Origin of the sequence: Rhodococcus rhodochrous, assembly GCF_900187265.1 — a bacterium.
Taxonomy (GTDB): domain Bacteria; phylum Actinomycetota; class Actinomycetes; order Mycobacteriales; family Mycobacteriaceae; genus Rhodococcus; species Rhodococcus rhodochrous.
Genome location: NZ_LT906450.1, coordinates 486,929 through 510,144 on the forward strand (window position 1 = coordinate 486,929; position 23,216 = coordinate 510,144).

Annotated in this window: 23 protein-coding genes and 1 tRNA gene; 12 read left to right on the forward strand and 12 right to left on the reverse strand. The window is 68.6% G+C overall.

Annotation, left to right across the window (positions count from 1 at the left end; all coding sequences use genetic code 11):
- Nucleotides 1-104: 104 nt before the first annotated feature.
- Together CKW34_RS02240 and CKW34_RS02245 are read left to right on the forward strand one after the other, a co-directional pair.
- Entirely contained in the window at nucleotides 105-938 is an 834-nt protein-coding gene (locus CKW34_RS02240; RefSeq protein ID WP_059383102.1) for a metal-dependent hydrolase, read from the forward strand.
- Between the two features lie 76 nt (nucleotides 939-1,014).
- Entirely contained in the window at nucleotides 1,015-2,763 is a 1,749-nt protein-coding gene (locus tag CKW34_RS02245) for a cholesterol oxidase substrate-binding domain-containing protein (RefSeq protein ID WP_059383101.1), read from the forward strand.
- Nucleotides 2,764-2,772: 9 nt separating this feature from the next.
- Here the strand turns inward: CKW34_RS02245 and CKW34_RS02250 are convergent, their stop codons facing one another.
- From CKW34_RS02250 to CKW34_RS24755, 3 genes are all read right to left on the reverse strand, one after another.
- Nucleotides 2,773-3,294, reverse strand: coding sequence for a YdcF family protein (locus CKW34_RS02250; protein WP_059383100.1), 522 nt, complete (start codon nucleotides 3,292-3,294; stop codon nucleotides 2,773-2,775).
- 331 nt (nucleotides 3,295-3,625) lie between these two features.
- A tRNA-Pro gene (locus CKW34_RS02255) sits at nucleotides 3,626-3,699 on the reverse strand.
- Between the two features lie 54 nt (nucleotides 3,700-3,753).
- The gene (locus CKW34_RS24755; protein WP_059383099.1) at nucleotides 3,754-4,707 is read right to left on the reverse strand and encodes a metallophosphoesterase; all 954 of its coding nucleotides are present in this window, start codon (nucleotides 4,705-4,707) and stop codon (nucleotides 3,754-3,756) included.
- A gap of 66 nt (nucleotides 4,708-4,773) precedes the next feature.
- Here CKW34_RS24755 and CKW34_RS02265 point away from each other — a divergent pair, with 66 nt between their 5' ends.
- Nucleotides 4,774-5,250, forward strand: coding sequence for a GatB/YqeY domain-containing protein (locus CKW34_RS02265; RefSeq protein WP_059383098.1), 477 nt, complete (start codon nucleotides 4,774-4,776; stop codon nucleotides 5,248-5,250).
- A 79-nt stretch (nucleotides 5,251-5,329) separates the two neighbouring features.
- Here the strand turns inward: CKW34_RS02265 and CKW34_RS02270 are convergent, their stop codons facing one another.
- Entirely contained in the window at nucleotides 5,330-7,756 is a 2,427-nt protein-coding gene (locus tag CKW34_RS02270) for a transglycosylase domain-containing protein (RefSeq protein WP_059383097.1), read from the reverse strand.
- A 293-nt stretch (nucleotides 7,757-8,049) separates the two neighbouring features.
- Here CKW34_RS02270 and CKW34_RS02275 point away from each other — a divergent pair, with 293 nt between their 5' ends.
- Nucleotides 8,050-8,373 carry a WhiB family transcriptional regulator gene (locus CKW34_RS02275; protein ID WP_006552432.1) on the forward strand — a complete coding sequence of 108 codons (324 nt, stop codon included), beginning with the start codon at nucleotides 8,050-8,052 and terminating at the stop codon, nucleotides 8,371-8,373.
- 49 nt (nucleotides 8,374-8,422) lie between these two features.
- Here CKW34_RS02275 and CKW34_RS02280 read toward each other — a convergent pair whose 3' ends face one another.
- Nucleotides 8,423-9,553 carry an ArsA family ATPase gene (locus CKW34_RS02280; protein WP_059383096.1) on the reverse strand — a complete coding sequence of 377 codons (1,131 nt, stop codon included), beginning with the start codon at nucleotides 9,551-9,553 and terminating at the stop codon, nucleotides 8,423-8,425.
- On the reverse strand, nucleotides 9,550-10,566 hold the full coding sequence (locus CKW34_RS02285; protein WP_370670859.1) for an ArsA family ATPase: 1,017 nt from the start codon (nucleotides 10,564-10,566) through the stop codon (nucleotides 9,550-9,552). Before CKW34_RS02285 ends, CKW34_RS02280 begins: the two co-directional genes overlap by 4 nt.
- Before the next feature lie 50 nt (nucleotides 10,567-10,616).
- Here CKW34_RS02285 and CKW34_RS02290 point away from each other — a divergent pair, with 50 nt between their 5' ends.
- From CKW34_RS02290 to CKW34_RS02300, 3 genes are read left to right on the forward strand one after another with little or no spacing between them, the layout of a single operon-like run.
- A complete protein-coding gene (locus CKW34_RS02290; RefSeq protein WP_006552429.1) occupies nucleotides 10,617-10,781 on the forward strand; it encodes a DUF4177 domain-containing protein in 165 nt (54 codons plus the stop codon).
- A 3-nt stretch (nucleotides 10,782-10,784) separates the two neighbouring features.
- Nucleotides 10,785-11,249 (forward strand): RidA family protein, encoded by a 465-nt coding sequence (locus CKW34_RS02295; protein WP_059383094.1) that lies wholly within the window; start codon nucleotides 10,785-10,787, stop codon nucleotides 11,247-11,249.
- A gap of 58 nt (nucleotides 11,250-11,307) precedes the next feature.
- Complete coding sequence (locus CKW34_RS02300) at nucleotides 11,308-12,096, forward strand: MBL fold metallo-hydrolase (RefSeq protein WP_059383093.1); 789 nt, start codon at nucleotides 11,308-11,310, stop codon at nucleotides 12,094-12,096.
- A 103-nt stretch (nucleotides 12,097-12,199) separates the two neighbouring features.
- Here CKW34_RS02300 and CKW34_RS02305 read toward each other — a convergent pair whose 3' ends face one another.
- Both CKW34_RS02305 and CKW34_RS02310 read right to left on the reverse strand, forming a co-directional pair.
- A complete protein-coding gene (locus tag CKW34_RS02305) occupies nucleotides 12,200-12,874 on the reverse strand; it encodes a Crp/Fnr family transcriptional regulator (RefSeq protein WP_006552426.1) in 675 nt (224 codons plus the stop codon).
- A gap of 191 nt (nucleotides 12,875-13,065) precedes the next feature.
- Nucleotides 13,066-13,338, reverse strand: coding sequence for a hypothetical protein (locus CKW34_RS02310; RefSeq protein WP_064059882.1), 273 nt, complete (start codon nucleotides 13,336-13,338; stop codon nucleotides 13,066-13,068).
- Nucleotides 13,339-13,410: 72 nt separating this feature from the next.
- Between CKW34_RS02310 and nth the strand changes: the two genes are divergently transcribed.
- Genes nth through CKW34_RS02330 form a run of 4 tightly spaced genes read left to right on the forward strand, consistent with a single transcriptional unit; the run spans nucleotide 13,411 to nucleotide 16,760 of the window.
- Entirely contained in the window at nucleotides 13,411-14,205 is a 795-nt protein-coding gene (nth, locus tag CKW34_RS02315) for an endonuclease III (RefSeq protein WP_059383091.1), read from the forward strand.
- 4 nt (nucleotides 14,206-14,209) lie between these two features.
- Nucleotides 14,210-14,881 carry a TlpA family protein disulfide reductase gene (locus CKW34_RS02320; protein ID WP_059383090.1) on the forward strand — a complete coding sequence of 224 codons (672 nt, stop codon included), beginning with the start codon at nucleotides 14,210-14,212 and terminating at the stop codon, nucleotides 14,879-14,881.
- A complete protein-coding gene (locus tag CKW34_RS02325) occupies nucleotides 14,878-15,576 on the forward strand; it encodes an NUDIX hydrolase (protein ID WP_059383089.1) in 699 nt (232 codons plus the stop codon). The genes CKW34_RS02320 and CKW34_RS02325 overlap by 4 nt, the downstream gene beginning before the upstream one ends.
- Nucleotides 15,573-16,760, forward strand: coding sequence for a MarP family serine protease (locus CKW34_RS02330; RefSeq protein WP_059383088.1), 1,188 nt, complete (start codon nucleotides 15,573-15,575; stop codon nucleotides 16,758-16,760). Before CKW34_RS02325 ends, CKW34_RS02330 begins: the two co-directional genes overlap by 4 nt.
- A 27-nt stretch (nucleotides 16,761-16,787) precedes the next feature.
- Here CKW34_RS02330 and CKW34_RS02335 read toward each other — a convergent pair whose 3' ends face one another.
- Genes CKW34_RS02335 through nhaA form a run of 3 tightly spaced genes read right to left on the reverse strand, consistent with a single transcriptional unit; the run spans nucleotide 16,788 to nucleotide 19,481 of the window.
- A complete protein-coding gene (locus CKW34_RS02335; RefSeq protein WP_059383203.1) occupies nucleotides 16,788-17,723 on the reverse strand; it encodes an alpha/beta fold hydrolase in 936 nt (311 codons plus the stop codon).
- A 16-nt stretch (nucleotides 17,724-17,739) separates the two neighbouring features.
- On the reverse strand, nucleotides 17,740-18,255 hold the full coding sequence (locus CKW34_RS02340) for a phage holin family protein (RefSeq protein WP_016693234.1): 516 nt from the start codon (nucleotides 18,253-18,255) through the stop codon (nucleotides 17,740-17,742).
- Complete coding sequence (nhaA, locus tag CKW34_RS02345; protein ID WP_059383202.1) at nucleotides 18,255-19,481, reverse strand: Na+/H+ antiporter NhaA; 1,227 nt, start codon at nucleotides 19,479-19,481, stop codon at nucleotides 18,255-18,257. Before nhaA ends, CKW34_RS02340 begins: the two co-directional genes overlap by 1 nt.
- 201 nt (nucleotides 19,482-19,682) lie before the next feature.
- On the opposite strand from nhaA, the gene CKW34_RS02350 reads away from it, so the two are divergent.
- On the forward strand, nucleotides 19,683-21,053 hold the full coding sequence (locus tag CKW34_RS02350) for an MFS transporter (RefSeq protein ID WP_059383087.1): 1,371 nt from the start codon (nucleotides 19,683-19,685) through the stop codon (nucleotides 21,051-21,053).
- A 60-nt stretch (nucleotides 21,054-21,113) separates the two neighbouring features.
- Here the strand turns inward: CKW34_RS02350 and acs are convergent, their stop codons facing one another.
- Complete coding sequence (gene acs / locus CKW34_RS02355; protein ID WP_059383086.1) at nucleotides 21,114-23,045, reverse strand: acetate--CoA ligase; 1,932 nt, start codon at nucleotides 23,043-23,045, stop codon at nucleotides 21,114-21,116.
- Between the last annotated feature and the right edge of the window lie 171 nt (nucleotides 23,046-23,216).

Below are 23,216 nucleotides of genomic sequence, written 5' to 3' on the forward strand. Positions count from 1 at the left end.
GCGTGTGACAGCTGTGTCGGTTGTGGTTGTTAGGTTGGAGATCCGGGTCGGCGTCGTCATGCCGGATCGGATTCGCGCACGTTCGTCGAAAGGTGTTGTCCGACATGGTGATGGGTCCTACCCATGCAGTATCCGGGGCGCTGGTGGGGCTCGTCGTCGCAGATCTGCTTCCTCCCGACTGGGGTGCGCCCGCGTCCACCGCGGAGACCTTCGCCTTCGCGGCGGTGTGTTCGGGGGCGGCCCTGCTTCCGGATCTCGACACGGCACAGTCGACGGTCGCGAGGTCGTTCGGGCCCGTGAGCCAGACCTTCGCCAAGGGCATCGACGCGGTCTCGCTCGGCTACTACTCGCTCACCAAGGGCAGTCGCGACCGGAAGCGGCGCGGCGGGCACCGCACCATGACGCACACCGCGCTGTTCGCGGCGCTGCTCGGCGCCGGAGTCTCGGCGCTCGTCGCGAGCTTCGGCAGGGAAGGGATCATCGGGGTCCTGTTCGTCACTCTCGGTCTCGCGCTGCGTGGGCTGTTCGGGTCGTGGGCGAAGAAGCGCGGGTGGGTGGTCGTCACCCTGAGCGCGGCAGTGCTGTCGATCCTGTCGTGGACGTGGTTCCCGCAGGAGGTCGCGTCGACGGGTCTGGGGGTCGCGGTGGCCCTCGGATGCGCGACGCACTGTCTCGGCGACGCCATCACCAAGGAGGGCATCCCCTTCCTCGCGCCGTTCGTGCCCTGGCGCGGGTCGCGCTGGTGGGAGATCAAGCTGCCGTCGGCGTTGTCCATCCGTGCGGGTGGCCCGTTCGAGCTCGGCATCCTCGGTCCGGCTCTCACCGTTGCGGCGGTCGCGATGGCCGTCTGGTCGGTCGACGGCGCGCCCGAACACATCCTCGGCACGTTGGAGGCGTCGGGCCTGTCGTTCTGGAGCGAGGGCACCGCACACCGGTAGCGGTACTGGAGAATAAAGAGAACTTGTTCTATTTTTGCGGAGTCCGTGCCCGCAGAACAGAACGGAACCCGCCCTCGTGAGCGCTCGAGCCTCTGGTCCCACCCTCAGTCGTCGCGGTCTTCTCGGAGCAGCCGCCGGAGCGGCCGTCCTTGCAGGCACGGGATGGACGCTCGCGGGTGCGGTACCGCTCGGCGACCCGGCTGCCACGATCCCGGCGCCGCCGGACTTCCCGGCCGACATCCCGCTCTCGCAGCAACAGTTCGTCAACTGGGCGAAGACCATCCGGTTCGACGCGGTGTGGACCGCGACCGCGCGCACCGCCGACGACGTCGTCCGCCTCGCGAACTGGGCACACGCCCACGGCTTCCGGATCCGTCCCCGCGGGTCGATGCACAGCTGGAGTCCGCTCACCCTCGAGGCCGGGCAGGACATCGAGAACGTCGTGCTGGTCGACACCATGTCGCAGCTGAACCAGGTCGTCGTCGACGCGGGAGCCGCACCTGCGCGCGTGACCGCCGGCGGTGGCGCGAGCATCGAATCGATCCTCACCGCGCTCGAAGCGAGCGGACTGGGGTGGGCCAACTCGCCGGCCATCGGGGACATCTCCATCGCGGGGGCACTGTCGATCGGTGCCCACGGCGCCACCTACCCGGCAGCGGGGGAGACGGTGGTCCCCGGCCAGTCGTTCGGCTCCCTGTCCAATCTCGTCCTGGCTCTGACCGCCGTGGTGTGGAACCCGTCGGCCGGTGCCTACGAACTCCGCGAGTTCCGCCGTGCCGACCCGGAGATCGGCCCCCTGCTCGCCCACCTCGGACGCACCTTCGTCACCTCCGTGACGTTGCAGGCCGGAGCGAACTACCGGGTGCGCTGCCAGAGCTTCACCGACATCCCGTGGCGCGAACTGTTCGCACCGCCCGGCTCGCCGGGGCGCACCTTCGAGCGCTACGTCGAGGAACACGGTCGGGTCGAGGCGATCTGGTTCCCCTTCACCGAGACACCCTGGCTCAAGATCTGGTCGGTCTCCCCGGAGAAGCCCGCCGCCTCCCGTGAGGTGCAGGGCCCGTACAACTACTACTTCTCGGACAGCCTGCCCGAGGAGCTCACCGACCTGCTGGGGCAGGTCGTGCGCGGCGCCCAGGGCGTCACACCGGCCTTCGGTGCGTCGCAGTTCGGGGCGGTGGCAGCGGGACTCGCAGCGACCGGCACGAACGATCTGTGGGGCTGGTCCAAGGACCTGCTGTTCTACCTGCGCGCCGCGACCCTGCGCGTGGTCGCCGGCGGCGGTGTCGTCGTGACGAGACGCGACAACATCGCCCGCGTCATCAACGAGTTCACGACGTGGCTGCACGAGCGGATGACGCACTACGCCTCGCTCGGCCAGTACCCCGTGAACATGCCGTTCGAGGTGCGTCTGTGCAAGGTCGACGACGCCGGCGAGGTGCTCGTCGACGCCGCCGGCGTGCCCGACCTGTCGCCGGTGCGTCCCCGCCCCGACCGGCCCGACTGGGACACCGCGATCTGGATGAACGTGGTCTCCATCCCCGGAACGGCCGGGATGCCGGCCTTCTTCCGCGAGATGGAGCAGTGGATGGCCGCCCACTACTCGGGCGATTACGCGACCTTCCGGTCCGAGTGGTCGAAAGGCTGGGCGTTCGACGACGAGGGCGGCTACCGCGACCCCGGTTTCCTCGGAGAGACGGTGCCGGCCATGTACCGCACCGGCCTGCCGTCCGGGCAGGGTTGGGACGCCGCGCTCGCGGCCTTCGAGCAGTACGACCCGCACCGGGTGTTCAGCAACCGGTTCCTCGACCGGTTGCTGCCCTGACGTTCCGCCTCAGCACCCGGTGTGCGAGAAGGCCCTCATGTAGCCAGCGGTTTGATAGGCGTACGCCCATGCCCAGTACGACAGGGCGATGTCGGCCGGGCTGGCGGCCATGATGAGTTCGCCGTCGAAGCATCGGTCGAGGATGAAGCGCGCGCGGGAGACGTGCGGCACGAACGTCACGACGATGACGCTGTCCCAGCCGCGCTGCTCCGCGAGACGACGCAGTTCCATGGCTTCACCGCGCGTGGTCGGCGGGTCCGGTTCGAAGCACGTGACGGGGAATTCGTAGCGCGGGTGGTCGCACAGGTCCGTCAACCAGACGTCCCTCGCGCCGTTGGGATTCGAGACCACGACCTCGGGCGCGAAGCCTTCGAGTGCGAGTTCGAGGGCGTACGGATAACGCTCGTAGATCGCACCGCCGAGGACGAAGATCGCATCCGCGCGGCGGTACGGGCTCAGGTTCTCGATCTCGATCTGCGGAGCCACGTAGACGGGCACTCCCGCAGCGATGAATGCGCACGCCACGAGCACGAGGACGGCGAACCACCGTCGTCGCCGGGGCCGTGGCCTGGTGAGTGTGGAACCTCCGGAGTTCTCCGGTGCGTCCTGCCGGGAGGCCCTGTGTCGTCGCGTCATCCGCCGAGTCCGTTCCCGCCCGACCGGAGCCGAGGCGTCTCGCGAGTGCGGTGCCGCCTTTCAGTTTAGGGTATGTAAGTCTGTTTTGACCCCTGAAAACAGACTTGAAGAATCTTTTGTGACGGGAGGGGACGTTCTTTCCCGGAGAGGTGAACCAGGTGCCCCGGAATGCAGTCAGGGCACCTTCTCCGTGAGGAGAAAGTGCCCTGACGAGTTCTTCCACGAGTCGGGGTGGCGGGATTCGAACCCACGACCTCTTCGTCCCGAACGAAGCGCGCTACCAAGCTGCGCCACACCCCGTATTGAACCTCGGTCAGCTTACAACACGAGGCCGCAGAAGATTAAATCGGCTGGTCAGCGACGTAACCCGGCGCGCTCTGCCGCATCGCCGCTGGCCTGCTGCGCGGTGTCGCGCGAGGCCGGAACGAGGGTCAGCAGAGTGGCCTCCGGACGGCAGAAGAACCGCGCGGGAGCGAACGGCGACGTGCCGATGCCCGCGGAGACGTGCAGTCGCATGTGGGCACCCCAGCGCGACGCGCCCTTCACCCGCGACCGGTCGATCCCGCAGTTGGTCACCAGCGCGCCGTAGAACGGCAGGCACAGCTGGCCGCCGTGGGTGTGGCCGGCGAGGACGAGGTCGTAGCCGTCCTCGGCGAAGCGATCGAGCACCCGAGGCTCGGGGGAGTGCGTCATGCCCAGTCGCAGATCGGCCGAGGGATCGGCCGCACCGGCGATCGTCTCGTACCGGTCGCGGTCGAGATGCGGGTCGTCGACACCACCGACGGCGATGCGTACGCCGCCGACCTCGATGTCACGGCGCACGTGCGTCATGTCCTGCCAGCCACGTTCGGTGAACGCCGCACGCAGGTCGCCCCACGGGAGCGGAGGACCGTAGACGCGGTCGTGGTCCTTGTCGAAGTAGGCGAGCGGGTTCTTCAGCACGGGAGCGAAGTAGTCGTTGCTCCCGAAGACGAACAGACCCGGGCGGGCGAGGAGTCCGCCGAGCGCCTGGACGACGGCCGGAACGGCCTTCGGGTGCGACAGGTTGTCGCCCGTGTTCACGACGAGATCGGGCTCGAGGCCGTCGAGCTCGCGCAACCAGTTCTGTTTCAGCTTCTGGTTGGGAGTCATGTGCAGGTCGCTGATGTGCAGGACCCGCAGTGTCGACGCGCCGGGCGCGAGCACCGGCACCGTGACCTCGCGAAGGGTGAACGCGTTCCGTTCGATCAGCGTGGCGTAACCGAGGCCGAGAGCGGCGGCGCCGGCAGCACCGAGGGTTACGCGGCGAATTGCAGACAGGTCAGGCACTTCTCCAGCGTACCGCCGTGCGTGGTCCTCGCACGTGGTTCGCCTGCCCCGCGTAGCGTTTCCGGCATGAGCGACACCACATCCTCCCTCGAATCCAGGCTGCGGACGGACCTGACCGCAGCGATGAAGGACAAGGACAAACTGCGGACCGAGACCCTCCGGATGCTGCTCGCGGCGGTCCGGAACGAGGCGGTGTCCGGCAAGGAGGCGCGTGAGCTGTCCGACGACGAGGTGCTCGAGGTCCTCGCGAAGGAGTCGAAGAAGCGGGGCGAGGCCGCCGAGGTCTACACCGAGAACGGCCGCGGTGAGCTCGCAGCCAAGGAGCACGCCGAGGCGCGCATCATCGACGAGTATCTGCCCACCCCGCTGACCGATGCCGAGCTCGTCGATGTCGTCGACACCGCCCTCGCGCGCGTCGCGGAGGAGATCGGCGCGCGTCCGGGTCCGAAGAACATGGGCCAGGTGATGAAGGCCGCCACCGAGATCGCGGCAGGGAAGGCCGACGGCAAGCGCCTGTCCGCGGCCGTGCGTTCACGCCTGTAACCGAAACGGCCGTGCAGCTCCGGTCGACCGTCACGAGGACGGGGCGACGGGAACTGCACGGCCGTGGAAGCCCTGCGGCTCAGTTGTCGGGGCGACTCGGTGTCGTCGTGGGAGTGGAGTCCTCGTCCGCCGGCGGACTCGACTCGCTCTGCTCGAGCTCACGTCCCGGGATGGGTGCGGGCGTCGACCGCCGGGTCGTGTCGGGCACCTCGCGGTCGCGTGGGCGGGCCGGGGTTGCGCTCGTGGTGGGAGCCACGCGGACCGATCCGTCGCTGATGAACAGCGTGACCGTCGAGCCCGGGACGGCCGAGCCGCTCGGGGACGTACCCGTCACCGTTCCGGCGCGTTCCTCACCGGCGATCGTCGCCTCCGAGACCGAGAATCCGGCCTCCTGCAGCCGCTGCATCGCGCGGTCCTTCGGCAGGCCCGTGACGTCCGGGACCTGGGCGTTGCCCGCGCCGCGGACGTACCGGGGATCGGGGGCGGGCAGTTCGATGGGGCCGAACTTGTTCGCCACCGGCAGCATCGCCGAGAACCATGTCCGCGCCGGTTCGGTACCGCCGAAGAGGTTGCCGTCGTAGCAGGGGCGGACCGGACCCGAGCAGATCTGGCCGGGGGTGGGGGAGTCGCCGTAGGTGTAGACCACACCGGCGAACCGGTTGGTGAAGCCGAGGAAGGCCGACGACATGTGCGATTCCGTCGTACCGGTCTTCGCCGCGACCGGCAGGTTCCAGCCCACCGATCCCGCGGCACCCGAGGCGGTACCGCCGGCGGCGGTGTCCTTGCTCATCGCCGTGGCGAGGGTGTCGGCGAGGCCGGGCTCGACCACCTGCTCGCAGGCCTGCTGCGTGATCGGTACGGGCTTGCCCTCGCGGTCGAAGACCTCCTCGATCGGGCTGGGCGGGCACCACTTGCCGTGCGAGGCGAGGGTCGCCGCGACGTTCGACAGTTCGAGCGCGTTGATCCACGTCGGGCCGAGCGTGTACGAGCCGAGGTGCTGGTCCTTCTGCATCTCGGCCATCGACTGGTCGCCGAAGCCGGAGGTGCGCGGCTGCAGGTATGAACGCAGACCCAGGCGCACCGACATGTCGACGGCCGCGTCGACGCCGGTGGCCTCGATGAGCTTGACGAACGCCGTGTTCGGCGACTGTGCCAGCGCGTCGGTCACCGACAGTCGCGACGGATACGGTGCGGCGTTCTCGACGCAGTAGTAGTTGGCCGGGCAGCCGCGGGCGCCGCCGTCGCCCAGACCGCGGGCGTTGTAGCGGGACGGGACGTCGAGCACGGCCGAGGTGCCCAGGCCCTGTTCCATGGCGGCGGCGACGGTGAATATCTTGAAGATCGACCCGGCGCCGTGACCGGCCAGCGAGTAGGGCTGCGGCTGGACCGTCTCCTTGGCCTCGGCGTCGAGGCCGAACTTGCGGCTCGACCCCATGGCGAGGACCTTGTGCGAATCCTGGCCCGGCTCGATCACGTTCATCACCGAGGCCACGTCGTCGACGGTGGGGCTGGTGAACCGGTCGAGCGATTCCTTGACGGAGTTCTGGACCTCGGGGTCGAGGGTCGTGCGGATGAGATATCCGCCCCGGTCGATCTGCTCGCGCGACAGGCCGGAGTTCTCGAGGTACTGCAGCGCGTACTCGCAGAAGTAGCCGCGGTCGTCGGCGGCGATGCAGCCGCGGGGGAGCGTGTTGGGCTCGGGCAGCACGCCGAGCGGCAGTTCCTTCGCGGCGCGGATCTCGTCGGCGCGCTCGGGGATGTTGTCGATCATCGTGTCGAGCACGATGTTGCGACGGGTGAGTACGCCGTCGGGATTGGTGTACGGGTTCAGCGCCGAGCTGGACTGCACCATGCCCGCGAGCATCGCGGCCTGCGGGATGTTCAGGTCCTTCGCGTCGATGCCGAAGTAGGTCTGGGCGGCGTCCTGGATGCCGAACGAACCGTTGCCGAAGGGGACGAGGTTCAGATAGCGGGTGAGGATCTCGTCCTTGGTGAGCTGATCGTCGAGGGTCAGCGCCATGCGGATCTCACGGATCTTGCGGGCCGGCGTCGTCTCGATCGCCGCGCGGCGTTCGGCGTCGGTCTTCGCGATCACGTGCAGCAGGTAGTTCTTGACGTACTGCTGGTCGATCGTGGAGGCGCCCTGCTCGACCTGACCGCTCGTGGTGTTGGTGAGGAACGCGCGGATGGTGCCCTGCCAGTCGACGCCCTGGTGCTCGGGGAACCGCTTGTCCTCGATCGAGACGATCGCCAGTTTCATCTCGTTCGAGATCTGGTCGCTGGGCACCTCGAAGCGACGCTGGTCGTAGAGCCACGCGATCGGCTCACCCGCCTTGTCGACCATGGTCGTCACGGCTGGGACGACACCTTCGACGAGCTCTGCGGAACTGTTGTCGACGGTGTCCGCGGCGCGGTTCGAGACGTACCCGAATCCACCCGCGGCCGGGAAGAGCATCCCTGCTACGAGAACGCCGCCGAGGGCCGTGCAACCAGCGAGCTTCGCCACCGTTCTTCGGATCGACACGCCTACACACTACGTGGCGGGGGACCGGCCGGCGGTTTCCAGGGAGCGGGCGTGGCACGACGGGCGCTGTGAAAACGCCTCCGACGTGCAACTTTGTACGTACGTACCAGAAAAGGTTTCGTTCGCCTTGCGCGTGGGCATCAGTTTACCTAGATTGAGACATCAGTGTGACGCAGATAACACCTTGACGGGCAGGTTTCGCGCCGTCGCGGCACACGGGCGGCGCAGACCTCGAACACCGCGAACCGGCGTTCGGAAAGTAAAGGGGCAACTGAATGCACATGACCACCCCGACGACCCGACTCGACGTCGACCAGGCCGAAGCGCGCATCGCTTGGGTCTCCAAGGCTCGCTGCCGCGAAGTCGATCCCGATGAACTGTTCGTGCGTGGCGCAGCGCAGCGCAAGGCTGCGGTGATCTGCCGGCACTGCCCGGTGATGCTCGAGTGCGGGGCGGACGCCCTCGACAACCGTGTCGAGTTCGGCGTGTGGGGAGGCATGACGGAGCGGCAGCGTCGTGCTCTCCTCAAGCAGCATCCCGAGGTCGAGTCCTGGGCCGATTTCTTCCAGGCGCAGCGACAGCACCAGAGCGCGGTCTAGTCACCACCTCACCGGTACACGAACCGCCGAGATCATGACCCGCGAGACATCACGCCTCGCGGGTCAATTGCTCGCCCACCGCCCGCAGCGCCTCGAGATCCGAGACCTCGAAGGGCAGCGAGGGCACCCCGACCACGGGGACGGCAGGGTTCGCCGCGGTGAAGTTGCGTAGCAACCGCAGCTCCCGCTCGGCGATCACGGCCCGGTGCGCGTGGATGCGGAGAACGGCCTCAGCGGCCTTGGCGTCCACGCCCTCCTCCTCGGCGAGCTGATCCGCTGCGGTGAGGGCGTGATCGGACGGCAGCGCCGACAGTGTCGGATGGGTGCGGTTGAGCACCAGGCCCGACAGCGGCATGCGATCGCCCGAGAGTCGCTCGACGAAGAACGACGCCTCGCGCAGGGCATCGGGTTCGGGTGCCGCGACCACCATGAAGTGGGTTCCCGGCTGCTGCAGCAACCGGTAGGTGCGGTTGGCGCGCTCGCGGAAACCCCCGAACATCGAGTCCAGCGACTGCACGAAGGCCGACGCGTCCGACAGCATCTGGCTCCCGACGATCGTCGAGACCGCCTTGAGCGCGAGCCCCATCGCGCCCGTCACCAGGCGGCCGAAGCCACGTCCGGGTGCCGTGAAGATCCGGATCATCCGGCCGTCGAGGAACGCCCCGAGCCGCTGGGGAGCGTCGAGGAAGTCGAGTGCGTTCCGGGACGGCGGGGTGTCGACGATGATGAGATCCCACTCGTCGCTCTGCGCGAGCTGACCGAGCTTCTCCATCGCCATGTACTCCTGCGTGCCGGAGAACGACGACGCCACGGTCTGATAGAAGGGGTTGTCGAGGATCTGCTGCGCCTTCTCCGGCGTCGAGTGCTCGAGCACCATGTCGTCGAAGGTACGACGCATGTTGAGCATCATCGCGTGCAGCTCGCCCTTCGCCTCCGGCCCGAGCTCCACCTTCTGCGGTGAATTGTCGAGCGAGGCGACCCCGAGGGCCTGTGCCAGTCGCCGCGCAGGGTCGATCGTGAGCACCACGACGCTGCGGCCCCGCTCGGCCGCGCGCAACGCGAGCGCCGCGGCGGTGGTCGTCTTGCCGACACCGCCCGACCCGCAGCACACGATCACCCGGGACGAGCGGTCGTCCAGGATGCGGGCGACGTCGAGGACCTTCCGGATCGGTGCGCTCATCGGACACCCTGCTCGGCGAGGACGTCGGCGAGTTCGTAGAGGCCACCGAGATCGACACCGTCGGCGAGGGCCGGTAGGGACATGCGTGCCACCTTCACTTCGTCGAGTTGAGCGGCGCTCACCTGTTGCGCCTGGAGTACCGCGGCGTGCTCGATGGTCTCGGTCAGCAGGCCGGCGAAATCGTCGTCGGAGAGCTTGACGGACACCTTCTCCAGGGTCGTCCGGATCGCGGGCCCGGCGATGCGGCCGGCGGCGACGTCGTCGACGAGTTCCTCGGGCAGGTGTTCGGGGGCGGTGCGGTTGACGATCACCGTGCCCATCCGGAGGTCGGCGGCCTCGAGTTCCTCCACCGCGTCGGCCGTCTCCTGCACGGGCAGTGCCTCGAGCAGGGTCACCAGGTGGACGACGGTCTGATCGGAGTGCAGCAGCCGGACCACGCCCTCGCTCTGCGACCGGATCGGACCGGACTTCGCGAGGTCGGCCATGGCCTTGGTGACATCGAGGAAGCTGCCGATGCGGCCGGTGGGCGGGGAATCGACGACGACCGCGTCGTAGACAGGGGTGCCCGTCGCGTCGGTCCGCACCACGGTCTCCTTGATCTTGCCGGTGAGGATCACGTCGCGCAGACCCGGCGCGAGCGTGGTCACGAACTCGATCGCGCCCATCCGCCGCATCGCGCGACCTGCGAATCCGAGGTTGTAGAACATGTCGAGGTATTCGAGGAAGGCCGCCTCGATGTCGATCGCGAGAGCCGATACCTCACCGCCACCCGGCGCGGTCGCGATCTTCGTCTCGACCGGCGGGAGCGGCGGCACGTCGAACAGTTGCGCGATGCCCTGACGTCCCTCGGTCTCGACGAGCAGGACCTTGCGACCTCCGGCGGCGAGCGCCAGCGCGAGCGCCGCGGCCACGGTGGACTTCCCGGTGCCACCCTTGCCGGACACGAAGTGCAGTCGCGCCTGGGCGGCGCCTGCCGGCCATTCGCCGGAATGTGATGTCGGAGATGCCACGATCACGAGCCTATAAGTCGTGGACGGTGAACGGTGCCGGATAGGGTCAGGACATGAGTGAAACCACCACATGGGAATACGCAACCGTGCCGCTGCTCACGCACGCGACCAAGCAGATCCTCGACCAGTGGGGTGCCGACGGTTGGGAGCTCGTCACCGTCCTGCCCGGCCCCACCGGTGAGCAGCACGTCGCCTACCTCAAGCGTCCGAAGGGCTGATCCGTGTCGCACAACACCTGGAGCGAACGCCTGACCGAACTCGGCATCACCCTGCCGCCGGTCGCCGCCCCGGTGGCGGCCTACGTGCCGGCCGTCCGCAACGGCGACGTCGTCTACACCTCCGGTCAGCTGCCGCTGGTCGACGGGAAGCTGACGCACACCGGCAAGGTGGGCGCCGAGGTGTCGGCGGAGGAGGCGAAGACCGCGGCCCGCACCGCCGCGCTCAACGCGCTCGCCGCCGTCGACGATCTCGTCGGACTCGACAACATCGCGAGCGTCGTGAAGGTCGTGGGCTTCGTGGCGTCCGCCGAGGGCTTCACCGGACAGCCCGGCGTCATCAACGGCGCGTCGGAACTGCTCGGGGAGATCTTCGGTGAGGTCGGCGCGCACGCCCGTTCGGCCGTCGGCGTCGCCGAACTGCCCCTCGGCGCTCCCGTCGAGGTCGAGTTGATGGTGGAAGTACGCTGACGCCGCCCTCCCCGACCGAGGGCGGCTCCCGACGGACCCGACACGAGAGGCACATGTGATGGCGCTGGTCCACCCCGCCTACGCGCAGCTGCGCCAGGTCACCGAGAACGCCGCGGTGATCCTGGCCGAGAACCCCTCGATCATGTCCCTCGAGGGAACGAACACCTGGATCCTCCGGGCCCCCGGCAGCGACGAGTGCGTCGTGGTCGATCCGGGTCCCCTGGACGAAGGGCATCTCGAACGGATCGCGCAGGTGCCGGTGGCGGCGACCCTCATCAGTCACCGCCACTTCGACCACACCGAGGGTGCGGAGCGTTTCTCGCAGCTCGCGGAATGCCCGGTGCACGCAGTGCTGCCGGAACACCGCCACGGCGGTGGGCAGCAACTGTCCGACGGCGACGTCGTCGAGGCAGCGGGTCTGCGCATCCGGGTCGTCGCGACCCCGGGGCACACCGCCGATTCGCTGTCGTTCGTGATCGAGCAGGACCGCAGTGTGCTCACCGCCGACACCATCCTCGGCCGCGGCACGACCGTGCTCGACGACTCCGACGGCGACCTCGGCGACTACCTGCGGTCGTTGAGGTCGCTCATCGGCCTCGGCGGTGGCTACACGGTGCTGCCCGGGCACGGCCCCGAGCTGCCCGACCTCGAGACGATCGCGCGGGAGTACCTCGCGCACCGGGAGGGCCGGCTCGAGCAGGTGCGCGGTGCGCTGCGCACCTTCGGCGCCGAAGCCTCCGCACGGCAGGTCGTCGAGCACGTCTACGCCGACGTCGACCCCTCGTTGTGGGGTGCGGCGGAGAAGTCCGTCAACGTGCAGTTGGAGTACCTGCGCAGCCACGGTTGAGTCGAAGCAGCCAGACGGCTGGGTCGAAGCAGCTACGGCCGGGATACGCACATGCGAAAGGCCGGGACGCAGCGAGCGTCCCGGCCTTTCGTATGTCCGTGGGTCAGCGAGCGCGACGCGCCAGACGCTCCGAGTCGGAGATCAGCACGCTCTTGCCCTCGAGACGCAGCCAGCCGCGGTGCGCGAAGTCGGCCAGGGCCTTGTTCACGGTCTCGCGGGACGCGCCGACGAGCTGCGCGATCTCTTCCTGTGTCAGGTCGTGCGTGACACGCAGGGCGCCGGCCTCCTGGGTGCCGAAACGCTGGGCGAGCTGGAGCAGCGCCTTGGCGACACGACCGGGGACGTCGGTGAAGATCAGGTCGGCGAGGCTGTTGTTGGTGCGACGCAGACGACGGGCCAGCACGCGGAGGAGCTGCTCGGCGATCTCGGGGCGCTGGTCGATCCACGCCTTGAGCGCATCGCGGTCCATGCTCACGGCACGCACCTCGGTGACGGTGGTGGCGGTGGAGGTGCGCGGACCCGGATCGAAGATCGACAGCTCGCCGAACATGTCGGACGGGCCCATGATCGTCAGGAGGTTCTCGCGGCCGTCGGGCGAACGACGTCCGAGCTTCACCTTGCCGGAAACGATGATGTACAGCCGGTCGCCGGGCTCACCCTCGTTGAAGATGACATGGCCGCGCGGGAAATCTACAGGCTGAAGCTCTTTGATCAGCGCCGCAACCGCCGAGGGCTCGACTCCTTGGAAGATGCCTGCTCTGGCCAGGACCTCGTCCACGTGCGCTCCTTTTGGGAATGATTCGTCATCTACTGCCGGGTCTGCACGTCGACGGACTTCCCGGGCAGGTCACCTGTCAGGCGTACGAGCGCCCAGTCTATCGTGCGCGCTGCACGAGTGAGTGACCGATACCACGGAAACGATCGCCGAACCCGATCATCGGTACCTCGAGGCTACCGGCAAGTAGTCGTTCAGCTGGCGCGGCGCGCGCGCAGATGGCCGTCCGAATCGTCCGCTCCGTTGGTGCTCGGTCCGCGGCGGCGGCGACGCTGGAAGCGGGCCAGGGCCCCGGGGAAACCTTCACGAGCGAGTGCCGCGACATCGGCCTGGTCCGCTTTGTCGAGGAACTCTTCCACTTCCTGCTCACGGACGGACAACCGGCTCAAGCGCGCTTCGACACGTTCCATGGACAGTGCGAACAACATGAGCAGCACCGGGAAGAGGACGACAGCAAGAGCTTGCATACCCGGAAGTAAACACCGGAAAGATCTCGGAAGAGACACGGGGCCGGATCCTGGGGAGAGTGTTTACGTAGAGTGGATCAGGTGCATGCCTCCCAGTCCGAGAGCCCCGAGACGGCCCCGCGCCGAGTGAACGGAAAGGCTCGCGGACCGGAGTCGCGACTGGCCCTCGTCCGTCGCGCGCGACGGATGAACCGGCGCCTCGCCGAGGCTTTTCCGCACGTCTACTGCGAACTGGACTTCACGAATCCGCTCGAGCTCGCCGTCGCCACGATCCTGTCGGCGCAGTGCACGGATGTGCGGGTCAACCAGGTGACCCCCGCTCTGTTCGCCCGGTATCCCGACGCCCGCGCGTACGCGGAGGCGGACCGCGCCGAGCTCGAGGAGTACATCCGCTCGACCGGCTTCTACCGCAACAAGGCCAACTCGCTCATCGGTCTCGGCCAGGCCCTGCTCGAGCGGCACGACGGCGAGGTCCCGGCCCGGCTGAAGGATCTCGTCGCGCTGCCCGGCATCGGCCGCAAGACCGCCAACGTCATCCTCGGCAACGCCTTCGATGTGCCGGGTATCACGGTCGACACCCACTTCCAGCGGCTCGTGCGTCGTTGGGAATGGACCGACGAGACCGATCCGGTCAAGATCGAGCACGCGGTGGGTGCGCTCATCGAGCGCAAGGAGTGGACACTGCTGTCCCATCGCGTGATCTTCCACGGTCGGCGCGTGTGCCACGCACGCAAGCCGGCATGCGGGGTGTGTGTCCTCGCGAAGGACTGCCCCTCCTACGGGACCGGGCCCACCGATCCGCAGACCGCGGCCGCGCTGGTGAAGGGACCGGAGACCGAGCACCTGCTCGAGCTGGCCGGGCGGTGACGGAGTGCGTCCTTCCACAGCAGGCCGCTGGAGCCTGGCAGCCCTCGTCGTCGTCATCGCGTTGATCGTCGCCATCTGGCCGCGCGACCGCAGCGACCCTCCACCGGCCACCGGTTCGGGACCGGCCACTTCCTCGGCTGCACCCGTGGACCGCCGACCCCAGGACGACGCGCAGGCCCTCGCCCCGCTGCGCGAGACCGCCGCGCTGGATCCGTGCCCGCAACCGGGCGCGTCCTCGCCCGCTCCCACCGGTCCGCTCGCCGGGCTGGTCTTCGAGTGCGTGGGCGACGGTTCCTCCGTCGACCTCGCGGCCGCCCTCGCCGGAAAGCCCGCCGTGGTGAACCTGTGGGCCTGGTGGTGCGCTCCCTGCGCCGAGGAACTGCCGGTCCTCCAGGACTACGCCGCCCGGGTAGGCGAGGAGGTCACCGTCGTCACCGTCCACACCGACCCGAACGAGTCGAACGCCCTCGGCCGGCTCGCCGACTACGACGTGCATCTGCCGGGTGTGCAGGACGGCTCGGGTCGCGTGCAGGCCGCGGTCGGCGCGCCCGCCGTCCTTCCCGTGACGGTGCTGCTCCGCGCCGACGGATCGGTCGCCGCCGTGCTTCCGATCCCGTTCCGGTCGGCCGACGAGGTCGCTTCGGTCGTCGAGGAGCATCTGGGGGTGGCGGCATGATCCCCGAATGGCTCCGGCGTGTCGCCTCGGTGTCGCCGACCGACCCGCACGGTCTCAACCCGATCCTGAACCGTCGCGCGCCGCGCGACGCGCGGGTGCGGCAGGCCTCGGTGCTGGTGCTGTTCGGCGGGTCGTCGGAGGCCGATCCGATCGCCCGCGGCGGACTTCCCGCCGACGCCGACGTCCTGCTCACCCAGCGCGCCGCGACGCTGCGGCAGCACAGCGGGCAGGTGGCCTTTCCCGGAGGCGCCGCCGATCCCGAGGACTACGGCGCCATCCACACCGCACTGCGTGAAGCGGAGGAGGAGACCGGCCTGGATCCGTCCGGGATCCGGCCGCTCGCCGTACTCCCCGAACTGTTCATCCCGCCTTCCGGCTTCGACGTGACCCCCGTGGTCGCCTACTGGGAGACCCCGAGCCCCGTCGGCGTGGTCGACCCGCAGGAGGCGACCCGCGTGGTCCGGGTGTCGCTGCACGAGCTGCTCGACCCCGACAACCGTTTCCAGGTCCGGCACCGGCTGGGTTATCAGGGCCCGGCATTCCAGGTGGACGGGATGTTGGTCTGGGGTTTCACCGCGGGTGTGCTCGCGGGTCTGTTCGCGGTGTCGGGGTGGGAGATCGAGTGGGATCACCACGATGTCCGTGACCTCGACGTCGTACTCGCCGAACTGGAGACGGGGGTGGTCGAATCATGACCGGATCGGGCTGGATCGATCTGATCATCGTGGTGATCGTCCTGATCGCCGCGTCCTCCGGACTCCGGCAGGGAGCCGTCGCCTCGGCGCTGGCCTTCCTGGGTGTGCTGCTCGGTGCGGTCGCGGGCATCCTCATCGCCCCGCACGTGCTCGTGCACATCGACGACGCACGCATGCGCATCCTCGCCGGGATCGCACTGATCGTGGTGCTGGTGGTGATCGGCGAGGTGGCCGGCATGGTGCTCGGACGTGCCGCGCGCAGCGGCATCCACAGTCCGGGCGCGCGGGCGGTGGACAGCGTCGTCGGTGCCGGTCTGCAGTCGGTGGCGGTGCTCGTCGCCGCGTGGCTGCTCGCCATCCCGCTGACCGCCACGACCCAGCCCGCCGTCTCCGCGGCCGTGCGGGGATCCCAGGTGCTCGGGACCGTCGACGACGTCGCCCCCGACTGGATGCGCGCGATCCCCAACGAGTTCTCGGCGCTGCTCGACACCTCGGGTCTGCCCGAGGTGATCGGGCCGTTCGGGCGCACCCCGATCGCCGAGGTGGAGGCACCCGACGGTGGTCTCCTCGAAGGATCGGTCCCGGCCCGGCTGCAGACGAGCGTGCTGCGCATCAACGGCGTCGCGCCCAGCTGCCAGAAGGCGCTCGAAGGATCCGGTTTCGTCGTGGCCCCCGAACGGGTGATGACGAACGCGCACGTCGTGGCCGGTACCGCGGCGGTGACCGTCGATACGGAGAGCGGCCCGCTCGAAGCGACCGTCGTGCTTTTCGATCCGGAGGTGGACGTCGCGATCCTCGCGGTGCCGGGACTGACCGCGCAGCCGCTGGGCTTCGCCTCGGAGCCGGCGGAGTCGGGTGACGACGCGATCGTGCTCGGCTACCCGGGCGGCGGCCCGTACACGGCGAGCGCGGCGCGGATCCGCGAGACGCTCGACCTGCAGGGCCCGGACATCTACCGCGGCGGCACCGTCGAACGCGAGGTGTACACGGTGCGCGGCACGATCCGGCAGGGCAACTCGGGGGGCCCGCTGGTCGATCCGTCCGGCGATGTCCTCGGCATGGTCTTCGGCGCGGCGGTCGACGACACCGACACCGGTTTCGTTCTCACCGGTGCAGAGGTGAGCCGGCAGCTGGAGATGGCCGGAGTGAATCAGCCGGTCGCGACCGGCGCCTGCATCGTCTGACGTCTGCCCGTCCGGCGGACGGGCAGATCAGTCGAGTCCGCGGACGAAGTCGGCGAGCAGTGCCGTCACCGCTTCGGGCTTCTCCTGATGGGCGTAGTGGCCGGCCCCGTCGACGAATTTCAGGATTCGTCCGGGGGCGTGCCGCACGCAGCGTCGGAGGGTCGCGGCGAGCACGTAGGGATCCAGCGCGCCGTGCAGCTGCAGGATCGGCAGGGTGAGCTCGACGTCCATGGTCTTCATGAAGCGGCGACCGTCGGGACGCCACTGGCTGCGGAACGCCCAGCGCTGGTATTCGAGGGTCAGGTGCGCCGTGCCCGGGATGCGGATCGCGGTGCGCAGCCGGTCGACGACGTCGGCGAACTCGTCGGTGCGTCGCCAGTCCGGGCCGCACCGCACACGCATCAGCCGTTCGATCTCCAGGCCGTGGTCGCGAACCAGCTTGCGTTCGGGACGCCACGGCAGCTGGTAGGCGAGGAAGATCGGCAGCAGAGCCTTGCGTTGCGCGCGGTCGCGCAGGGTCGCGTCGCGCAGCGAGATGGGGTGCGGGGAGTCGACGACCGCGATCGCCCGCACGACATGCGGATGGAGCACCGCGGTCGCCCAGCACACGAGACCCCCGTCGGCGTGGCCCACGAGGACCGCATCGGTGTGCCCGAGCGCGCGGATCAGTCCCGCGATGTCGTTCGAGAGCGTCCAGCCGTCGTATCCGCGCGGCGGCTTGTCCGTGTCGCCGTAACCGCGCAGGTCCACCGCGACCGCCCGGTAGCCGAGATCGGCGAAGGCGGTGAGCTGGTGACGCCACGACCACCACAGGTCGGCGAAGCCGTGCACGAACACCACGAGCGGTGTGTCCGGGTCGTGCGGACCGGCCTCGACGGCATGGAAGCGGATGCCGTTGGCGTGGATGTCTCGATGCGTCCACGGTCCGGGATACCGGACCGTGGACGGGTCGGGGACGGGCACTGGCGGTTCCGGTTCGTCAGCGGGTGGCGTGACGCGGCGCGGCGTGGCGCGGGCCGTCCGCATCGTGTCCGTCCTGGCTGCTCGGGAGGATCGACGCGGTCTGCTTGAGCGAGTCGATGGTCTTGTTGGGTGCGCGCAGCTTACGGACCCGCATATAGCCGATCAGTGCCAGCAGGCCCGTCACCACCAGCATGATCAGGAAGACGATGAGGAAGGCGAGCCAGCGCGCCACCCAGACATCGAGGAGTTCGGCGAGAAAGAAGAAGAAGAAGAACGAACTGAAGGTCAGCACGGCGAGCGCGAGGATGAAGAACAGGCTGCCCTGCACGCCCTTCTTGACCTCACCGGTCACCTCGGCCTTGGCGAGCTGGACTTCGGCGCGGAACAGGGTGGACAGCTGTGTCGCTGCGTCGCGTACCAGTTCGCCCACACTGGCATCGCGGGGTGTCGGAGCGTCCACCTTCGTCAACGGGATGCCCGAAATGCTCGACGGGACTCCGTTCTCCGGACGATTCGCGTTCGTCACGCTCACTACTCGACCCCTTCGGTTGGTTCGTTCCGTTGGCGGTGGGCGCGCCCACGCCGTAACAGTAGCGCCGACCCGAGGACAGAGGCGATCAATGATGTCACCAGCACGGCGGCCTTGGCGATCTCGGCGGGCTCGCCACCGTGGATGTCACCGAGCGAGAGTTCGGCGATGAGCAGGCTCACCGTGAACCCGATGCCGCCGATCACGGCGAGTGCGAACACGTCTCCCCACATCAGCCCGGTCGGGCGGGTGGCGAGACCGAGCCGGATCGAGATCCAGGTGGCGCCGAAGATCCCGACGGTCTTGCCGAGGAGCAGTCCGAGGACGACGGACTGGCCGACAGGATCGGTGAACACCTGGCCGAGCATCTCCGCACCGATGGGCACACCGGATGCGAACAGGGCGAACAGCGGGACGCACAGACCGGCGGACCACGGCTGGATGTGGTGGACCAGCCGCTCGGCGGGTGCGTAGTCCTCCCCGGGATCGGTGCGGACACGGGTGAGCAGGCCGAGGAGGACCCCGGCGACGGTCGCGTGGATGCCTGCGTTGTGCATGGCGTACCAGGTGAACAGCGCGAGCGGCACGTACAACCACGGCGTGGTGATGCGCTTCTGCTGCGCGAACCAGTACGCCGCCGCTGCGGCCACTGTGGCGAGCAGCCACGCGACGGCGAGTCCCGAGGTGAACAGGATCGCGATGAGCGCGATGCCGATGAGGTCGTCGACGACCGCCAGGCTCAACAGGAACACCCGGGCGCTGGTGGGGATGCGCGAACCGGTGAGGGCGAGCACGCCGAGAGCGAAGGCGATGTCGGTCGCGACGGGGATCGCCCAACCCCGGTCCATTCCCGGCGCACCCCAGCCGACGACGGCTGCGATGACGGCAGGAAGGATCACGCCGCCGCATGCGGCGATCACGGGCAGGATCGCCTTCCTGCGATCGGCGAGTTCGCCAGTGACGAGCTCACGCTTGAGTTCGAGGCCCGCGACGAAGAAGAAGACCGCGAGCAGGCCGTCCTTGGCCCAGTCGCCCACCGAGAGGTGCAGGTGCAGGGACTCCGGGCCGATCTCGAAGTCCCGCAGAGCGAGATAGGAGTCGCCGAAGGGGGAGTTGACCCAGATCAGCGCTATCGCTGCGGCGATGAGCAGCAGTGAACCGCCGACCGTCTCGGTGCGGAGGAAGCGACCCAGAGGGGCGGTCCAGGTGGGTGAGGAGGTGTCGGACACGGGCGTCTTTCGCTGGGCGGATACGGGCACGGGCGAACCGTCGCCGACCAGACTTCCCGGCACACCGGGGGAGAGTCTAACGCCGGACGGGGGGCGTCCGTAGGAGTGTCCGATTTGCGATGAGCGGAAACTCGGGTGTTCACTTTTCCTAGTAAGTGGGATCTGGTCTCAGAATGTGAGTGGAGTAGTGGGGATGGTTCAGTGAGCACATCGGTCGGAGTGGAGGACGGCGGTTCCTCGCTCGTCGCAGGCGTTCCGCGCCGGCGCATCGTCGTCGCCAGCATGGTCGGCACGTCCATCGAGTTCTACGACTTCTACATCTATGCGACAGCCGCCGTCTCGGTCTTCCCGCACCTGTTCTTCCCGCAGGGCAACAGCACGACCGCGCTGCTCGCCTCCCTCGCGACGTTCGGCATCGCCTTCGTCGCCCGCCCGGTCGGGTCCGTCGTCTTCGGACATTTCGGCGACCGCATCGGCCGCAAGGTCACCCTCGTCGGCTCGCTCCTGACGATGGGCATCGCGACCTTCCTCATCGGTCTGCTGCCGACCTACCACCAGGCCGGGCTCATCGCACCGGCGTTGCTGGCGCTCATGCGCTTCTGCCAGGGTCTGGGGCTCGGCGGGGAGTGGTCGGGTGCGGCGCTGCTCGCCACCGAGACCGCCGAACCCGGTAAGCGCGCGTGGGCGGCCATGTGGCCGCAGCTCGGCGCCCCCATCGGCTTCATCGGCGCGAACGGCCTGTTCCTGATCATCACGCTGGCACTCGGGCACGACAACGGTGAGCCCGACCTGTCGAGCGCCTTCCTCGAGTGGGGCTGGCGCATCCCGTTCCTGCTCAGCGCCATCATGGTGATCATCGGCCTGTACGTGCGGCTCAAGCTCGAGGAGACGCCGGTCTTCGCCAAGGCGGTCGCCGAGGGCAAGAAGGTCAAGACGCCTCTCGCCGAGGTGTTCAAGACCAGCTGGCGCCAGCTGATCATCGGCACCTTCGTCATGCTCGCGACGTACACGCTCTTCTACATCATGACCACCTGGGTCCTGAGCTTCGGAACGGGCAAGACCCCCGCCGAGGGCGGCCACGGCGCCGGTTTCCAGTACTCGGACTTCCTCGTGCTGCAGCTGGTCGCGGTGCTGTTCTTCGCCGCGGCCGTGCCCCTCGCCGGATGGCTCGCCGACCGCTACGGCCGTCGCTCCACCCTGCTCGTCGTCACGGGCGCGATCATGGTGTTCGGTCTGTGCTTCCAGCTCCTGCTGTCGAGCGACGGCATGAGCTCCGGACGGATGTTGTTCTTCCTCATCGTCGGCATGCTGCTCATGGGTCTGACCTTCGGACCGCAGAGCGCGATCCTGCCCGAGCTGTTCCCGACGAACGTCCGCTACACCGGCTCCGGGATCTCCTACAACGTCTCGAGCATCCTCGGTGCCGCCGTCGCCCCGTTCATCGCGACCTGGCTCGCCACGAGCTACGGCGTCGGCTGGGTGGGCATCTACCTGCTCGTCGCCGCGGCGACGACCTTCGTCGCGCTGCTCATCGTCAAGGAGACGCGCGACCGGTCGCTCGACGAGGTGTAATCGCACCGACCGCGAAAGGCCCCTTCCGGATCCGATCCGGAAGGGGCCTTCGTCGTTCGGCTACTTGCCGCGGATCGCGTCGAAGACGGCCGGATCGACGAGCGTCGAGGTGTCGCCGAGCTCGCGACCCTCGGCGACGTCGCGCAGCAGGCGGCGCATGATCTTGCCCGACCGGGTCTTCGGCAGCTCCGGCACCACGGTGATCTGGCGCGGCTTGGCGATCGGGGAGATCTCCACCGCGACGTGATCGCGCAGCTCCTTGATGAGCGTGTCGCCGGTGTTCTCGACGTGCTCGCGCAGGATCACGAACGCGACGATGCCCTGACCGGTGGTCTCGTCCGCGGCACCGACGACCGCGGCCTCGGCGACGGACGGATGCGACACGAGCGCCGACTCGACCTCCGAGGTGGAGATGCGGTGACCGGAGACGTTCATGACGTCGTCGACGCGGCCGAGCACCCACAGCGCTCCGTCGTCGTCGTAGCGCGCACCGTCGCCGGCGAAGTACCAACCCTGATCCTCGTAGCGCGACCAGTAGGTCTCGCGGTAACGCTGCTCGTCGCCCCAGATGCCGCGCAGCATCGCCGGCCACGGCTGATCGAGCACCAGGTACCCGTTACCGCCCGGGCCGAGCGGCTGGGCCTCGTCGTCGACGATCTTCGCGGAGATGCCGGGTAGCGGCGCCATCGCCGAGCCGGGCTTGGTGGCCGTGATGCCGGGCAGCGGCGAGATCATGATCGCGCCGGTCTCGGTCTGCCACCAGGTGTCGACGATCGGGGCCGAATCCGCGCCGATGACCTCGCGGTACCAGCGCCACGCCTCCGGGTTGATCGGCTCGCCGACGCTGCCGAGCAGACGGATCGACGACAGGTCGTGGGCGTCGGGGATCTCGCGACCCCACTTCATGAACGTGCGGATCAGCGTCGGAGCGGTGTAGTAGATCGACACCCCGTACTTCTCGATGATCTCGAAGTGCCGGTGCTCGTTCGGTGAATTGGGGGTGCCCTCGTAGACGACCTGGGTGACACCGTTGCTCAGCGGGCCGTAGACGATGTAGCTGTGGCCGGTGACCCAGCCGATGTCGGCGGTGCACCAGTAGACGTCCTTGCCCGGCTTGTGGTCGAAGACGTAGTGGTGGGTGTACGACGCCTGCGTCAGGTAGCCACCCGAGGTGTGGATGATGCCCTTGGGCTTACCCGTGGTGCCCGAGGTGTACAGGATGAACAGCGGATGCTCGGAGTCGAACGGCTGCGCCTCGTGCTCCGGCGACGCCTTCTCGACGGTCTCGTGCCACCACAGGTCGCGGCCGTCGGTCCACTCCACGTCGATGCCGGTGCGCGCGACGACCAGCACGTGCTCGATCGACTCCGCGCCGGCGACGGCCTCGTCGGCGGCTGCCTTGAGCGGCGCGGCCTGGCCGCGACGCCACTGACCGTCGACCGTGACGAGCAGCTTGGCCTGCGCGTCGTCGATGCGCGACCGCAGCGCCGACGACGAGAAGCCGCCGAACACCACCGAGTGGGTCAGGCCGAGACGCGCGCACGCGAGCATGGTCACGACGGCCTCGGGGATCATCGGCATGTAGATCGCGACGCGATCGCCCGCGACCAGACCGAGTTCGGTGAAGGTGTTCGCGGCGCGGGAGACCTCGGCGAGGAGGTCGTTGTAGGTCAGCGACCGGCTGTCGCCGGGCTCGCCCTCGAAGTGGATGGCGACCCGATCACCGTTACCGGCCTCGACGTGCCGGTCGACGCAGTTGTAGGCGACGTTGAGCTTGCCGCCGACGAACCACTTCGCGAAGGGAGCGTTCGACCAGTCGAGCACTTCCGTCCAGGGCTCCGCCCAGTCGAGCCGTTTCGCCTGCTCGTCCCAGAATCCGAGCCGATCGGCGTCGGCCGCGGCCTGCAGTTCCGGACCGGCGTTGGCCGTGGCGGTGAACTCCGGGCTCGGCGGGTACGCCTTCGATTCGTGCTCCTGGGCTGCGCTCGTCATGGTGCGGGGCCTCTTTCCGGGATGGTTCCATTCGGGCTCTTGTGAGCGTAATCATCTGTGACCGGCGCCGCACCGTTGCATCGATATGCAACCCCGTCACTTTCGCTCATCGGTCGAATTCGCGCGACGAACGGCATTCGGGCACGACCGGTGAACCTCTCGTCCGTCCAC

What these genes read in the sequence shown, in the direction of transcription:
- CKW34_RS02240 (WP_059383102.1), top strand. Translation starts at nt 105, where the DNA reads ATGGTGATGGGTCCTACCCATGCAGTATCCGGGGCGCTGGTGGGGCTC.
- CKW34_RS02290 (WP_006552429.1), top strand. Translation starts at nt 10,617, where the DNA reads ATGAGTGAAACCACCACATGGGAATACGCAACCGTGCCGCTGCTCACG.
- CKW34_RS02265 (WP_059383098.1), top strand. Translation starts at nt 4,774, where the DNA reads ATGAGCGACACCACATCCTCCCTCGAATCCAGGCTGCGGACGGACCTG.
- CKW34_RS02280 (WP_059383096.1), bottom strand. Translation starts at nt 9,553, where the DNA reads ATGAGCGCACCGATCCGGAAGGTCCTCGACGTCGCCCGCATCCTGGAC.
- acs (WP_059383086.1), bottom strand. Translation starts at nt 23,045, where the DNA reads ATGACGAGCGCAGCCCAGGAGCACGAATCGAAGGCGTACCCGCCGAGC.
- CKW34_RS02330 (WP_059383088.1), top strand. Translation starts at nt 15,573, where the DNA reads ATGACCGGATCGGGCTGGATCGATCTGATCATCGTGGTGATCGTCCTG.
- CKW34_RS02310 (WP_064059882.1), bottom strand. Translation starts at nt 13,338, where the DNA reads ATGCAAGCTCTTGCTGTCGTCCTCTTCCCGGTGCTGCTCATGTTGTTC.
- CKW34_RS02300 (WP_059383093.1), top strand. Translation starts at nt 11,308, where the DNA reads ATGGCGCTGGTCCACCCCGCCTACGCGCAGCTGCGCCAGGTCACCGAG.
- CKW34_RS02325 (WP_059383089.1), top strand. Translation starts at nt 14,878, where the DNA reads ATGATCCCCGAATGGCTCCGGCGTGTCGCCTCGGTGTCGCCGACCGAC.
- CKW34_RS02275 (WP_006552432.1), top strand. Translation starts at nt 8,050, where the DNA reads ATGCACATGACCACCCCGACGACCCGACTCGACGTCGACCAGGCCGAA.